Here is a 14,269-nt window from a genome sequence, read left to right as displayed (position 1 = left end):
GTGCGTGCCGTCCAGCTGCTCACTCCCGTCCGAGCGGTACGAACGGTGGCGCGCCCGACCCAGTGCACGAGGACGCGGGCGAGAGGATCGAAGGATTAGTCCCATGAACTTAAACGACCTGACCCGCGTGCCGACCGCCGCCCTGCCGCTCGCGGTGTTCAAGGAACACCTGCGGCTGGGGGCCGGGTTCGACGACGACGGCGGACAGGACCGGATCCTGGAAACCTACCTGCGCGCGGCGCAATCGGCGATCGAGGCGCGCACCGGCAAGGTGCTGCTGGACCGCGAGATGCGCTGGGACGTGACCGCATGGCGCGCACGGATGCGCCAGCCTCTGCCGGTCGCCCCGGTGAGCGCCATCGTGCGGATGACGCGGGTTTCGGGTGACGGCCAACGGCAGGAGGTGGCGCCCACGCGCTACCGGCTGGAACCCGACAGCCAGCGCCCGGCGGTGGTGCCCGTCGGGGCCGCACTTCCCGATGTGCCGCGCGACGGGCGGATCGAGGTCGTCATGCTGGCGGGATACGGGCCCGACTGGTCGGACCTGCCGGACGACCTGGCGCAGGCGGTCCTGCTGCTGGCGGCGCATTTCTACGAGTTCCGCACGATGAGCGGCGACACGGGCCATGGCCTGCCGCAGGGCGTCGCGGCGCTGATCGAACGCTACCGCACGGTGCGGCTGTTCATGGGAGGCCGGTCATGAGCCCGCCCCGCCTGACCCGCCGCCTGAGGCTGGAGACCCCGGTCGAGGTCGCCGATGGCGCCGGAGGCTACCTGACCGATTGGCGGCCATTGGGACACCTCTGGGCGGAGGTGGCGCCGGGAACCGGGCGGGCGCGGGGCGCGGGCGAGACCGTGCTGAGCCGCGTGTCGCTGAAGATTACCCTGCGTTTCGCCGCCCCGTCCTCGGACGCGCGGCCCCGCCCGGGACAACGTTTCGTCGAGGGAACGCGCCGCTACGCCATCGAGGCCGTGACCGAACGCGATGCGTCGCGGGCCTACCTGATCTGCACCGCTCAAGAGGAGAACGTCACATGAGCTACGCGATGACGCTGGCCTTGCAGGAAGCGCTCTACCAGCGCCTCTCGACCGATGCGGACCTGGGCGCGCTGGTGGGCGGTCACGTCTACGACGCGCTGCCCGGGGGGGCCTTGCCGGATCTTTACGTCGTGCTGGGGGCCGAGAAGGCGCGCGATGCCTCCGACGCGGGCGGGGCGGGAGCGGTGCACGAGTTCACCGTTTCGGTCCTGACGGAACGCGACGGGTTCGCTGCGGCGAAAGCGGCAGCGGCGGCGATCTCGGACGCGCTGGACGCGCCGCTTGCGCTGTCGCGGGGGCGGGTCCTTGGCCTGCGGTTTCACAAGGCGGCAGCGGCCCGGGTGGGCAGCAACGAACGCCGCCGGATCGACCTTACTTTCCACGCGCGTCTGTCAGACGACTGACGCCTTTACACTGACGCCTTCACAAGGAGCATCACAATGGCAGCACAAAGCGGCAAGGACCTTCTGGTCAAGGTCGACATGAGCAACGACGGCACCTTCGAGAGTGCCGCGGGACTGCGCGCGACGCGGATCAGCTTCAACGCGGAATCGGTCGACGTGACCTCGCTGGAAAGCCAGGGCGGCTGGCGCGAGATCCTGGGCGGGGCGGGGGTGAAGACCGCCTCGATCAGCGGGTCGGGGGTGTTTCGCGACGCGGCCACCGACGCCCGGATGCGGCAGATCTTCTTCGACGGAGAGACACCGGACTTCCAGGTGGTGATCCCCGATTTCGGCGTGGTGGAGGGGGCGTTCCATATCTCCTCGATCGAATACGCGGGCACCTTCGACGGCGAGGCGACCTACGAGATGGCGCTGTCGAGCGCGGGGCCGCTGAGCTTCGTGGCGGCGTGATGCTGAACCCGCATGCAGGCGAGGTCGCGGTGCCCATCGACGGCGAGGTCCACGTGGCCAAGCTGACGCTGGGCGCACTGGCGGCGCTGGAGGCCGAGCTGGAGGAAGGCGCTCTGGTCGATCTGGTCGAGCGGTTCGAGAGCGGGCGCTACCGCGGGCGCGACGTGCTGGCGCTGATCGTGGCGGGCCTGCGGGGCGGCGGGTGGCGTGGAGGGGCGGAGGATCTGCTGAGCGCCGACATCGGCGGCAGCCCCGTCGAGGCGGCGCGGCTGGCGGCGGAGCTTCTGGCGCGCGCCTTCGCGCCGCCGACATGAGCGGCCTGGACTGGGCCGGGCTGATGCGCGCGGGACTGTTCGGGCTGCGGCTGACGCCCGACCAGTTCTGGCGTCTGACACCGGCGGAACTGTCGGTGATGCTGGGGGCTGCGGGCGCGCAGGGGCCGATGCGGCGCAGCGGGCTGGACGGCCTGATGGCCGCCTATCCCGACGGGACAAAAGGAGAGACATGCGATGAATGACACGGACCGGATCGAGGACCTCGACGCCGACGTGACGACGCTGGAGCGCACGCTGGGGGACGCCAGTGCCATGGCCCGCAGCTTCGACCGGACGTTGCGCGGCATGCAGACCACGCTGGGGGAGACGACGCGCGACCTGGGCAACCTCACGACGGGGTTTTCCTCGGGCTTGCGGCGGGCCTTCGACGGGGTCGTGTTCGACGGGATGAAGATGTCTGACGCGCTGCGCGGCGTGGCGCAGTCGATGGCCGATACCGCCTATGCCGCCGCGATCAACCCGGTGATGAAACACGCGGGCGGTCTCTTGTCGGAGGGGGTGAACGCCGCCGTCTCGGCGGTGATGCCCTATGCGCAGGGCGCGCCCTTCAGCCAGGGGCGGGTGATGCCCTTCGCCAAGGGCGGGGTCGTCGGTGGCGCCACGTACTTCGGGATGCGCGGAGGCACGGGGCTGATGGGCGAGGCGGGTCCGGAGGCGATCATGCCGCTTGCGCGCGGGTCCGACGGCAGCCTCGGCGTGCGTGCGCAAGGCGGTGGGGCGGTGCAGGTCACGATGAACATCCATACGCCCGACGTGGCCGGGTTCCAGCGGTCGCAAGCACAGATCGCGGCCCAGATGGGCCGGGTCCTGAACCGCGGTCAGCGCAACAGGTAGGAGGCCGAGATGGCATTTCACGACATTCGATTTCCCGCGAATCTCAGCTTCGGGGCGATGGGCGGGCCGGAGCGGCGCACCGAGATCGTCACGCTGGCCAACGGCTTCGAGGAACGCTCGACCCCGTGGAGCCAGTCCCGCCGGCGGTACGACGCGGGTCTTGGCCTGCGGTCCCTGGACGACGTGGAACGGGTGACGGGGTTCTTCGAGGCGCGCGAAGGGCAGCTGCACGCCTTTCGCTGGAAGGATTGGGCCGACTACAAGTCCTGCCTGCCCTCGAAGACCGTCACCGCCTTCGACCAGGTGATCGGCACGGGCGATGGGACCACGGCGGATTGGCAGCTGGTGAAGGTCTACCGCTCTGGCGCGCAGACTTACGCGCGTGCGATCGCAAAGCCGGTCGAAGGCACGGTGCAGATCGCGGTGGGCGGCGATCCATTGCAGGAGAGCATCGACTTCGACGTCGATTTCACGACCGGGATCGTGACCTTCAGCGACACGCCCGACGAGGGTGCCTCGATCGAGGCGGGCTTCGAGTTCGACGTGCCGGTCCGCTTCGACACCGACCGGATCGAGACGGCGGTCACCTCGTTCCAGGCCGGTCAAGCCCCGAGCGTGCCGGTGGTGGAGGTGCGGCTGTGAGCGGGCGCGCGCTTTTCGATCATATGGCGGAGGGGGCCGCCCATGTCTGCCGGGCCTGGTTGGTCGTGCGACGGGACGGCATGGCTTTCGGGTTCACCGATCACGACCGGACCTTGCGTTTCGGCGGCTGGACGTTCCGTCCGGACAGCGGTCTGACCGCTCGCGCCTTGAGCACCGGCACGGGGCTCGACGTCGACAACAGCGAGGCCCTGGGCCTGCTGCAGTCGGATGTCATCGCCGAGCAGGATATCGTCGCCGGCCGCTTCGACGCGGCGGAGGTCACGCAGTGGCTGGTGCGGTGGGACGACGTGTCCGCCCGGCAGATCCGCTTTCGCGGCACCATCGGAGAAATCACCCGCGAGGCGGGGCAGTTCCGGGCGGAGCTGCGCGGTCTGGCGGAAGGGCTCAACCGGCCGACGGGGCGGTCCTATTTGCGCCAGTGCTCGGCAGTGCTGGGGGACGCGGCCTGCAAGGTGAACCTCGACGCGGCAGGGCTGCGGCGCACGGCGGAGGTGGTGTCTCAATCCGAACGCAGGGTCATCGAGCTCGATGTTGGGGATGTGGCGGAGGGTTTCTTCGCGCAAGGCGTGCTGGAGGTTCTCGACGGTCCTGCCGCGGGACTGTCCGGCGCGGTCAAGGCTCACACCCGCGCGGGCGGGCGACATCGCTTCGTCCTGTGGGAGAGCTTGCGGGCGAAGCTTCGGGCGGGGGACCGCGTGCGGGTGACGGCGGGCTGCGACAAGCGGGCGGAGACCTGCCGGCTGAAGTTCTCGAACATGATAAATTTCCAGGGGTTCCCGTTCATCCCGGGCGACGACTGGCTGGTGTCGGTGCCGCGAACGGAGGCGAACATGGACGGCGGGAGCCTGTTTCGATGAACGCGGTCGTGGCCGAGGCACGGCGCTGGATCGGCACGCCTTACGTGCACCAGGCCTCTTGCCGGGGAGCCGGTTGCGATTGCCTCGGCCTGATCCGGGGGGTGTGGCGTGCGCGATATGGCGCGGAGCCCGAAGCGCTGCCGGCTTACGCGCCGGATTGGTCGGAGCCGCAGGGGGACGAGCGATTGTGGCGGGCCGCGGCGCGTCATCTGCGCAGCTGCGACGACGCCCCGCTGCGACCAGGGCAGGTGCTGCTGTTTCGCATGCGCGCCGGCGCGGTCGCCAAGCACCTGGCGATCCTGGCCGAGGTCGGGGACGGCCCGACATTCATCCACGCCTACAGCGGTCATGGCGTGACCGAAAGCCCGCTCTCGGCGCCCTGGCGGCGGCGGATCGTGGCACGTTTCGACTTTCTGGAAGGATAAGCGCATGGCAACCTTGGTTCTCTCTGCTGCGGGCATGGCGGTCGGCGGATCCGTCGGCGGAACGGTCCTGGGCCTGTCCACCGCCGTCATCGGGCGGGCCGTCGGAGCGACGGCCGGTCGGGCGATCGACGCGCGGCTGCTGGGTCAGGGGGCGGAGCCGGTGGAGGTCGGGCAACTCGACCGCTACCGCCTGACGGCCGCCAGCGAAGGACAGGCGATCCCGCGGGTCCACGGCAGGGTGCGTGTCGGCGGACAGGTGATCTGGTCGACCGAGTACCGCGAGAGCGAGACCGTCACGGGCGGCGGTGGCGGCAAGGGCGCGCCGCGGCCCGCGGATCCGGAGGTGACGACCTACAGCTACACGGTGAGCTTGGCCGTGGCCCTGTGCGAGGGAGAGATCGCGCGCGTCGGACGCGTGTGGGCGGACGGGGTGGAGGTCTCTCCGGTCGATCTGAACATGCGGGTCTACCTCGGGACCGAGGACCAGGTGCCCGATCCGAAGATGGTGGCCGTCGAAGGGCAGGGGCGGGTGCCGGCCTATCGCGGCACCGCATACGTCGTGTTCGAGGATCTGCCGCTGGGCCAGTTCGGCAACCGGGTGCCGCAGTTCTCCTTCGAGGTGATGCGCCCCGCGGAGCCGGGCACACCCGAGCGGCTGGACGACATCGCGCGTCAGGTTCGCGGCGTCGCGCTGATCCCGGGCACGGGTGAGTATTCGCTGGCGACAGAGCAGGTGAACCTGTCCTCGGAGTTCGGGGAGAGCCTGCCCATAAACGTGAACACGCCCAGCGGCGGGACGGATTTCAGCACCTCGGCATTGGCGCTGGAGGAAGAGCTGCCACGCTGCAAATCCGTCAGCCTGGTGGTGTCCTGGTTCGGGAACGATCTGCGCTGCGCCAGCTGCGAGGTCCAGCCGATGGTCGAGCAGAAGGTCGCCGAGGGCGATGAGCAGCCGTGGCGGGTAGCCGACATCGACCGGGCCACGGCCAGGATCGTGCCGTTGAAGGACGGGCGGCCGGTCTACGGAGGCACGCCGTCGGATCTGTCGGTGATCCAGTCGATCCGCGACCTCGTGGCGCGGGGCATGAAACCGGTGTTCTATCCGTTCATCCTGATGACCCAGATGCCGGGAAACGGTCTGACCGATCCCTACACGGGAGCGGCGGATCAGAAGGTGCTGCCCTGGCGCGGGCGGATCACCACCGACGTGGCGCCGGGCCGGGCGGGCAGTCCCGATGGCTCGGCAACGGCGGAGGCGCAGGTCGCGGCCTTCATGGGAACGGCGCAGCCCGGCGATTTCCAGGTGGTCGGGGACGAGGTTTCCTACGCGGGGCCGCCGACCTGGGGCTATCGCCGCTTCATCCTGCATTACGCGCACCTGTGTGCCGCGGCGGGCGGGGTCGATGCCTTTTGCATCGGCTCCGAGATGCGGGGTCTGACGCAGATCCGCGGGCAAAACGACAGCTTTCCCGCGGTGGAGGCCCTGATGACGCTTGCGGGCGAGGTGCGCGGCATCCTGGGGCCGGACGTGAAGATCAGCTATGCCGCCGACTGGTCGGAGTACCACGGCTATCAACCGGCGGGGACGGCGGACAAGTATTTCCACCTCGACCCGCTCTGGGCGCATCCGGACATCGATTTCATCGGGATCGACAACTACATGCCGCTGTCGGACTGGCGCGATGGCGAGGATCACCTCGATGCCGGGGCGGGCTCTATCTACGATCTCGATTACCTGATGGGCAACGTCATGGGCGGGGAGGGGTACGATTGGTACTACCATTCGCCGGAGGCGCGCGCGGCGCAGATCCGGACGCCGATCACCGACGGCGCCTACGGCGAGCCGTGGATCTATCGGTACAAGGACCTGCCGAACTGGTGGGAACAGGCTCACCACGACCGGGTGAACGGCACGCGCGCGGCCCAGCCGACGCCTTGGGTGCCGCGCAGCAAGCCGATCTGGTTCACCGAGTTCGGTTGTGCGGCCATCGACCGCGGCACGAACCAGCCGAACAAGTTCCTCGATCCGAAATCCTCGGAATCGGTATTGCCCCATTTCTCGAACGGGGCGCGGGACGATTTCATGCAGATGCAGTACCTGCGGGCGATCTTCGGCTACTTCGGTCGCGCGCGTAACATGCCGGTATCCGAGGCGGGGCCTTACGTGGGACCGATGCTGGACATGAGCCGTGCGCATGTCTGGTGCTGGGATGCCCGGCCGTTTCCCTGGTTCCCGGCCAATTCGGCGCTTTGGTCGGATGGCGACAATTACGCGCGGGGGCATTGGCTGAACGGACGGGCGGTGTCGCGGACGCTGGCCAATGTCGTCACCGAGATCTGCGCCGACGCCGGGGTGACGCAAATCGACACGAGCCGTCTTCACGGGTCCGTGCTGGGCTACGTGGTGGACCGGATCTCGACCGCGCGGGCGGCGTTGCAGCCGTTGCTCTTGGCCTACGGCGTCGACGTGGCCGAGCGGGAGGGGGTGCTGGTCTTCGAGACCCGGGACGGCGCCGTCGATGCGCGGATCGCGCCGGACGATCTTCTGCTCGACGCAGAGCGGGGGTCGGACATTGCCCTGACCCGCGCGCCCGAGGCGGAGTTGACCGGCCGGGTGCAGCTGGGCTTCGTCACGGCGGAGGGGGATTACGCGGTCGCCGTATCGGAGGCCGCTGCCGGACCGCGGCCCGATCCCGGCGTCACCCGAAGCGAAGTCCCCTTGGTGCTGACGCAAGCGCGGGCCGCGGGGACCGTCGCGCGCTGGATCAACGAGGCCGGGGTGGCGCGGGATACGATCAGTTTCTCTCTGCCGTTGTCGCGGGGCGAGATCGGTGCGGGCGACGTCGTCGAACTTTTCGACGCCGACCTGTCCGGGCGCTACCGGATCGACCGGGTGGAGGATATCGGGCGGCTGCGGATCGAGGCGACCCGGATCGAGCGCGAGCTTTACCTGCCGCAGCGGCGCCAGGAAGGCGGCGGCCGCCTGCCCAGCTATCGCGCGCCGGGGCCGGTTACGGGACTTTTCCTCGACCTGCCGCTGATCCGTGGCGACGAGGTGCCGCACGAACCCTATTTCGCGCCGACCTCTCGCAACTGGGGGCCCGCGGTGGCGCTTTACAGTGCGCCGGCGGACGATGGCTACGTCCTGCAGGACGTGTTCCGGCAGCGCAGCGTGATCGGGACGCTCCGCGCGCCGTTGGAAAAGGGGCGCACGGGGCTTTGGGACCGGCAGACGCTGCGAGTCCGGCTGGTGCACGGGCTTTTGCAGGCGCGCGACGTCGAGGATGTCCTGGCCGGGCGCAACGTGCTTGCGCTGGGCGACGGCAGCCTGGACAATTGGGAGATCGTTCAGTTCGCCCAGGCCCAGATGGTGGAAGACCGCACCTTCGAGTTGACCAAGCTGTTGCGCGGGCAGGCCGGCACCTCGACCTTCATCGCCGATCCCTGGCCCGTGGGGACGAAGGTGGTGCTGCTGGACGGACGGCCGCGTCAGATCACGATCCCGACATATGCGCGGGGTCAGCGGCGGCATTTCCGGTTCGGGCCGATCAAGCGCGGCCTCGGCGATCCGAGCTATCGCCACCGAGTGCTGAGGGTCGAAGGCAATGGGTACAGGCCCTATCCCGTGGTGCATCTGAAGGCCCGGTTCGTCTCGGGCGGCCTACGGGTCGACTGGGTGCGCCAGACGCGGATCGACGGCGACAGCTGGCGGCGGGGCGACGTGCCGCTGGGGGAGGAAGAGAAGGCCTTCGTGGTGCAGGTCCTGCGGAATGGCGATGTCGTCCGGGAGGTCACGGTGAACGAGACAGAATGGCTCTATCCGGCGGCGATGGGACAGCAGGACGTGGGTGAGGCGCCTTTCGCGGTCGCGGTGGCACAGCGCTCGCCGCGCTACGGGACCGGGCCCTTCGTGCGGATCGAGGTGCGGTGATGCGGCCCCTGGGGTGGCTCGATCTGGATGCGGGGGTGCGCTGCCTGCTGGGGCGGCCCCAAGCGCGGCAGATCGGGGTGGCGGACGATCTGCTGCGTCAAGCGGATGCGGCGGATCGCTATCGCAAGCGCATGGGATACCGGCACAAGGTGTTCGGCGACGGCAGCCTTTCGGCTGCGGCACAGGGCCTTGGGATGGTCCCCGTGGCGGCCCGGCTCGATGCGGAGTATCTGCGGGCCCTTGGGGTCGTGCTGGAGCGGATCGAGCGGCGGCGCATGGATTGAAATCCCGGGCCTCGCTGCTATGTAGCCGCCAAACGTAGGCGACGCGAAAGGATGCGCCATGGCCCAATTGAAGGCGCAAGTGACGCAGGTCGATCCGGTCTGGGACCGCATTCGGGACGAGGCGGAGATCGCCGTGACCGCGACCCCCGGCATGGGGTCGATGATGCACGCGAGCATCCTGCAGCATCGCCGGTTCGAGGATGCGCTGGGCTACCGGCTGGCGATGAAGCTGGCCTCGAGCGAGATGTCGGCGCAGGACCTGCGCGACATGACCGAGGCAGCCTATGCCGATTCCCCGGACGTGGTGCAGGCGGCGCGGGCGGATTTGGTCGCGACCTTCGAGCGTGATCCGGCCTGCCTGCGCATGTTGCAGCCGCTTATCTTCTTCAAGGGCTTCCAGGCGATCCAGGTGCACCGGCTTGCGCACTGGATGTGGCAGAACGATCAACAGGATTTCGCCTATTTCCTGCAGATGCGCGCCTCCGAAAGTTTCGGCGTCGACATTCATCCCGGCGCACGCATCGGTCGCGGGATCATGATCGACCACGCACACTCGGTCGTGATCGGCGAGACGGCGGTGATCGGCGACAATGTCTCCATGCTGCATTCGGTCACGCTGGGCGGCACCGGCAAGGAAGAGGAAAAGCGCCACCCGACGATCCAGGACGGCGTTCTGATCGGGGCCGGGGCCAAGGTGCTGGGCAACATCACCATCGGGCACTGCAGCCGGATCGCGGCGGGGTCCGTGGTCCTGCACGATGTGGAGTCCAAGAAGACCGTGGCGGGCGTACCGGCCAAGGTCGTGGGCGAGGCGGGCTGTTCGCAGCCGTCGATCCTGATGGACCACATGCTGGGGCCGGTGGAGCTCTAAACCCTCGGCGCCCGTAGAACGAAAAACGCCGGGTCGCGGGACCCGGCGTTTTTTTGTCGTGTGGGGCCGACTTACGCCAGCATGGTCATCGGGTTCTCGAGGTTGTCCTTGATGGCCTGCAACAGGTTCGCCCCCAGCGCGCCGTCGATGACGCGGTGATCGACCGAGAGCGTGACCGACATCACCGTGCCGACCGACACCGTGCCGTCCTTGCCGACGATGGGCTTCTTGACGCCTGCGCCGACCGCGAGGATCGCGGAGTGGGGCGGGTTGATGATCGCGTCGAAGTTGTCGATCCCGAACATTCCGAGGTTGCTGATGGCGAAGCTGCCGCCCGCGTATTCGTGCGGGGCAAGCTTGCGGTCGCGGGCCCGGGCGGCGAGGTCCTTCATCTCGGACGACAGGGCGGAAAGCGATTTCATCTCTGCGTCTTTCAGGACCGGGGTGAAGAGCCCGCCTTCGATGGCCACGGCCACGGCGACGTCGGACTTTTCGAACCGCAGGGTGCGGTCGTTCGCCCAGACGGCGTTCGCCTCCGGCACCTGTTGCAGGGCCAGGGCGCAGGCCTTGATGATGAAGTCGTTGACCGACAGCTTCACGCCGCGCGCTTCGAGCTGGGTGTTCAACTGGCTGCGGAATGCCATCAGATCGTCGAGCAGGATGTCGCGGCGCAGGTAGAAATGCGGCACGGTCTGCTTGGCCTCGGTCAGGCGGGCGGCGACGGTCTTGCGCATGCCGTCGAGCTTGACCTCCTCGAAGGGGCGACCGTCGTAGGTCTTGAGGATCGTGTCGGTCGACGGACCGGCCGGCATGGCCCCACCGCCCGCTTTCGCGGCCGGGGCGGGCGCATCCTTGGGCGCCTCGGACTTTGCCTTTTCCGACTTCGTCTTGGGCTGGGCGTTCTCGACATCGGCCTTCACGATGCGGCCGCGGGGGCCCGAGCCTTCGATATCGGCCAGATCGAGACCCTTCTCCTCTGCGATGCGACGCGCCAGCGGGGAGGCGAAGATGCGCGCGCCTTCCTCGGCGTGGTGGTCGTCGGCGCTCTCGGTGTCGGGCTTTTCCTCTTGCGCGGCGGAGCCTTCGCGGCCGTATCCGGCGGCGGGTTCGGTCTGCTCGGAGGGTTCGGCCGGTTCGGCGTGCGAGGACTCCCCTTCGGAGTGCTGCGAGATCTCGCCGATGTCGTCGGCGGATTCGCCCTCGGCCAAGAGGACCGCGATCACGTCGTTGACCTTCACGCCTTCGGTGCCTTCGGGCACGACGATCTTGCCCATGGTGCCTTCGTCCACGGCCTCGAATTCCATCGTGGCCTTGTCGGTCTCGATTTCGGCCAGCAGGTCACCGGCGGAGACGGTATCGCCTTCCTTGACCAGCCATTTCGCCAGCGTGCCTTCCTCCATCGTGGGGGAGAGGGCGGGCATCAGGATTTCGACGGGCATTACTGCATTCCTTCCAGGGTCAGCTGGTCGAACGGGGCCTCGGCCGTGCCGCCGTCGTGTTTCGCCTTCACCGCGGCCTCGACCGCGCTGGAGCGTTCGGTGAACCACTGCGTCACGCGGTTGCCGTTCGCGCCTTCGCCGACGTGCTGGTCGATGAAGGCGCGCGAGGCGGTGGCCTTGAGGTTCAGGTTGTCCTCGAGCGAGACGTTGATGGTGGCAGGGCCGTCGCGTTCGGTCACGATCATGATGCTCATCTCTTGCGCTCCCTATTTGTAGCAGACGGTCTTGCAGGCCTCGACCACCTCGTCGGTGGTGATCAGCGCGTGCTTTTCGAGGTTCGCGGCGTAGGGCATCGGCACGTCCTTGCCCGTGCAGGTGATGACCGGCGCGTCGAGGTAGTCGAAGGCTCCCTGCATGATGACGCTGGAGATGTAGCCGCCGACGCTGCCCTGCGGCCAGCCTTCCTCGACGGTGACGCAGCGGTTTGTCTTGCGTACCGACTCGAGGATCGTCTCGGTGTCCATGGGGCGCAGGGTGCGCAGGTTGATGACCTCGGCCTCGATGCCGTCCTCGGCCAGTTTCTCTGCCGCTTCCAGCGCGTAGGTCATCCCGATCCCGAAGGAGACGATGGTGACACCGTCGCCGTCGCGTTCGATCTTGGCCTTGCCGAAGGGAATGGTGAAATCATCCATGACGGGCACGTCGAAGGAGCGGCCGTAGAGGATCTCGTTCTCGAGGAAGATCACCGGGTTGGGATCGCGGATCGCGGACTTCAACAGGCCCTTCGCGTCGGCGGCGGAGTAGGGCATGCAGACCTTCAAACCGGGGACCTGCATGAACCAGGCGGCGTAATCCTGGCTGTGCTGGGCGCCCACGCGCGCGGCGGCGCCATTGGGGCCGCGGAAGACCATGGGACAGCCCATCTGGCCGCCAGACATGTAGAGCGTCTTGGCCGCCGAGTTGATGATCTGGTCCATCGCCTGCATGGCGAAGTTGAAGGTCATGAATTCCACGATGGGGCGCAGCCCGCCGAAGGCCGCGCCGACACCCAGACCGGCAAAGCCGTGTTCGGTGATCGGCGTGTCGATGACCCGCTTGGCGCCGAATTCGTCCAGAAGGCCCTGGGTGATCTTGTAGGCGCCCTGATATTCGGCGACTTCCTCGCCCATCAGGAAGACGTCGCCGTCGCGGCGCATCTCTTCGGCCATGGCGTCGCGCAGGGCTTCGCGGACGGTGGTCTGCTTGACCTCGACATCGTCGCCCCAGTCCGGCGTGCGGTCGGATTTCGCAGGTGCTGCGGCTTTCGGTTCGGGGTGCGATTTCGAGTTCGCCGGCGCGGTTTCCGAGGATTGCTCCTTGTCGGCGGCGACGGGCTGCTGGGCCTGGCTTTCCTCGATCTCGGCGTCGTCCATATTTTCGCCTTCTTCGAGCAGCACGGCGATGGCGGTGTTCACGGCCACGCCTTCGGTGCCTTCATCGATCAGGATCTTGCCGATGGTGCCTTCGTCCACGGCCTCGAATTCCATCGTTGCCTTGTCGGTCTCGATTTCCGCCAGGATGTCGCCGGAGGAGACGGTATCGCCTTCCTTCACCAGCCACTTGGCCAGCGTGCCCTCTTCCATCGTCGGCGAGAGGGCGGGCATCAGAATTTCGGTTGCCATCGATCAAGCCTCCTGCGGGACTTCGGTTGCGTAGATATCGGTCCAGAGCTCGTCGAGGTTCGGCTCGGGGCTTTCCTTGGAGAATTCGGCCGCCTCGTTGACGATTTCCTTGATCTCCTTGTCCATCGCCTTGAGGTCGTCTTCGCTGGCGTGCTTGCCGGTCAGCAGAAGGTCGCGGATCTGCTCGATGGGGTCGCGCTCGTCGCGCATCTTCTGAACCTCTTCGCGGGTCCGGTATTTCGCCGGGTCCGACATCGAGTGGCCCCGGTAGCGGTAGGTCTTGATCTCGAGGATGTAGGGGCCCTTGCCCGAGCGGCAGTGGGCGACGGCCTTCTCGCCGACTTCCTTGACCGCCAGCACGTCCATGCCGTCGACCTCTTCGCCTTTGATCCCGTAGGCGGCGCCGCGTTCCCAGTAGCTGGGCGACTTGGTGGACCGCTTGGTCGACGTGCCCATCGCGTACTGGTTGTTCTCGATCACGAAGACCACCGGCAGGTCCCACAACTGCGCCATGTTGTAGGTCTCGTAGACCTGGCCCTGGTTCGCGGCGCCGTCGCCGAAATAGACGAAGGTCACGTTGTCGTTGCCCTTGTACTGGTCGGCCAATGCCAGGCCCGCGCCGATCGGCACCTGGGCCGCGACGATGCCGTGGCCGCCGTAGAAGTGCTTTTCCTTCGAGAACATGTGCATGCTCCCGCCCTTGCCCTTGGAATAGCCGTCCTCGCGACCCGTCAGCTCGGCCATGACGCCCTTGGGGTCCATGCCGCAGGCCAGCATGTGGCCGTGGTCGCGGTAGGAGGTGACGCGCTTGTCGCCGTCCTTCGCCGTGGCTTCCAGTCCCACGACGACGGCTTCCTGGCCGATGTAGAGGTGGCAGAAGCCGCCGATCAGGCCCATGCCGTAAAGCTGGCCCGCCTTCTCCTCGAACCGCCGGATCAGCAGCATGTCCTTGTAATAGGCCTTCAGCTCGTCGGCCGAGACGTTCGGTTTTGCGTCCTTCTTGGTCGCCATCGCGCGCCCTCCACCCGGTCCCGGGAATTGTTTAGCGTTAAACTAATTTTGAAGGGTAGAACGGGC

At 67.7% G+C, this 14,269-nt stretch carries 17 protein-coding genes; 13 read left to right on the top strand and 4 right to left on the bottom strand.

What is annotated here, in order from left to right:
* Positions 1-103 precede the first annotated feature (103 nt).
* Genes EU805_RS06535 through cysE form a run of 13 tightly spaced genes read left to right on the top strand, consistent with a single transcriptional unit; the run spans position 104 to position 10,092 of the window.
* Positions 104-703 (top strand): head-tail connector protein, encoded by a 600-nt coding sequence (locus EU805_RS06535; RefSeq protein ID WP_129763146.1) that lies wholly within the window; start codon positions 104-106, stop codon positions 701-703.
* Positions 700-1,038 carry a head-tail adaptor protein gene (locus EU805_RS06530; RefSeq protein WP_129763145.1) on the top strand — a complete coding sequence of 113 codons (339 nt, stop codon included), beginning with the start codon at positions 700-702 and terminating at the stop codon, positions 1,036-1,038. The genes EU805_RS06535 and EU805_RS06530 overlap by 4 nt, the downstream gene beginning before the upstream one ends.
* A complete protein-coding gene (locus EU805_RS06525; RefSeq protein WP_129763144.1) occupies positions 1,035-1,442 on the top strand; it encodes a DUF3168 domain-containing protein in 408 nt (135 codons plus the stop codon). The genes EU805_RS06530 and EU805_RS06525 overlap by 4 nt, the downstream gene beginning before the upstream one ends.
* Before the next feature lie 36 nt (positions 1,443-1,478).
* The gene (locus tag EU805_RS06520) at positions 1,479-1,892 is read left to right on the top strand and encodes a phage major tail protein, TP901-1 family (RefSeq protein WP_129763143.1); all 414 of its coding nucleotides are present in this window, start codon (positions 1,479-1,481) and stop codon (positions 1,890-1,892) included.
* On the top strand, positions 1,892-2,206 hold the full coding sequence (locus tag EU805_RS06515) for a GTA-gp10 family protein (protein WP_129763142.1): 315 nt from the start codon (positions 1,892-1,894) through the stop codon (positions 2,204-2,206). Before EU805_RS06520 ends, EU805_RS06515 begins: the two co-directional genes overlap by 1 nt.
* Entirely contained in the window at positions 2,203-2,409 is a 207-nt protein-coding gene (locus tag EU805_RS06510) for a rcc01693 family protein (protein ID WP_129763141.1), read from the top strand. The genes EU805_RS06515 and EU805_RS06510 overlap by 4 nt, the downstream gene beginning before the upstream one ends.
* Entirely contained in the window at positions 2,402-3,061 is a 660-nt protein-coding gene (locus EU805_RS06505) for a phage tail tape measure protein (protein ID WP_129763140.1), read from the top strand. Before EU805_RS06510 ends, EU805_RS06505 begins: the two co-directional genes overlap by 8 nt.
* Before the next feature lie 9 nt (positions 3,062-3,070).
* On the top strand, positions 3,071-3,703 hold the full coding sequence (locus tag EU805_RS06500) for a DUF2460 domain-containing protein (protein ID WP_129763139.1): 633 nt from the start codon (positions 3,071-3,073) through the stop codon (positions 3,701-3,703).
* Entirely contained in the window at positions 3,700-4,581 is an 882-nt protein-coding gene (locus tag EU805_RS06495; RefSeq protein ID WP_242494073.1) for a DUF2163 domain-containing protein, read from the top strand. Before EU805_RS06500 ends, EU805_RS06495 begins: the two co-directional genes overlap by 4 nt.
* Positions 4,578-5,006: an NlpC/P60 family protein gene (locus EU805_RS06490; RefSeq protein ID WP_129763138.1), complete on the top strand. Its 429-nt coding sequence runs from the start codon at positions 4,578-4,580 to the stop codon at positions 5,004-5,006. Before EU805_RS06495 ends, EU805_RS06490 begins: the two co-directional genes overlap by 4 nt.
* 4 nt (positions 5,007-5,010) lie before the next feature.
* Positions 5,011-8,937, top strand: coding sequence for a glycoside hydrolase TIM-barrel-like domain-containing protein (locus EU805_RS06485; protein WP_129763137.1), 3,927 nt, complete (start codon positions 5,011-5,013; stop codon positions 8,935-8,937).
* A complete protein-coding gene (locus tag EU805_RS06480; protein WP_129763136.1) occupies positions 8,937-9,221 on the top strand; it encodes a hypothetical protein in 285 nt (94 codons plus the stop codon). The genes EU805_RS06485 and EU805_RS06480 overlap by 1 nt, the downstream gene beginning before the upstream one ends.
* Positions 9,222-9,279: 58 nt before the next feature.
* The gene (gene cysE, locus EU805_RS06475; RefSeq protein ID WP_129763135.1) at positions 9,280-10,092 is read left to right on the top strand and encodes a serine O-acetyltransferase; all 813 of its coding nucleotides are present in this window, start codon (positions 9,280-9,282) and stop codon (positions 10,090-10,092) included.
* 71 nt (positions 10,093-10,163) lie between these two features.
* Here the strand turns inward: cysE and EU805_RS06470 are convergent, their stop codons facing one another.
* From EU805_RS06470 to pdhA, 4 genes are read right to left on the bottom strand one after another with little or no spacing between them, the layout of a single operon-like run.
* Positions 10,164-11,531 (bottom strand): pyruvate dehydrogenase complex dihydrolipoamide acetyltransferase, encoded by a 1,368-nt coding sequence (locus EU805_RS06470; RefSeq protein ID WP_129763134.1) that lies wholly within the window; start codon positions 11,529-11,531, stop codon positions 10,164-10,166.
* On the bottom strand, positions 11,531-11,785 hold the full coding sequence (locus EU805_RS06465) for a hypothetical protein (RefSeq protein WP_129763133.1): 255 nt from the start codon (positions 11,783-11,785) through the stop codon (positions 11,531-11,533). The genes EU805_RS06470 and EU805_RS06465 overlap by 1 nt, the downstream gene beginning before the upstream one ends.
* A gap of 12 nt (positions 11,786-11,797) precedes the next feature.
* Entirely contained in the window at positions 11,798-13,192 is a 1,395-nt protein-coding gene (locus EU805_RS06460) for a pyruvate dehydrogenase complex E1 component subunit beta (RefSeq protein WP_129763132.1), read from the bottom strand.
* A 3-nt stretch (positions 13,193-13,195) separates the two neighbouring features.
* Positions 13,196-14,203: a pyruvate dehydrogenase (acetyl-transferring) E1 component subunit alpha gene (gene pdhA / locus EU805_RS06455; protein ID WP_129763131.1), complete on the bottom strand. Its 1,008-nt coding sequence runs from the start codon at positions 14,201-14,203 to the stop codon at positions 13,196-13,198.
* Positions 14,204-14,269 lie beyond the last annotated feature (66 nt).

The sequence above is a fragment of the Salipiger sp. IMCC34102 genome, from assembly GCF_004145405.1.
Lineage (GTDB): Bacteria > Pseudomonadota > Alphaproteobacteria > Rhodobacterales > Rhodobacteraceae > Loktanella.
The sequence above is the reverse complement of the archived record's forward strand: the minus strand, read 5'-3'. Positions and strand labels throughout refer to the sequence as shown.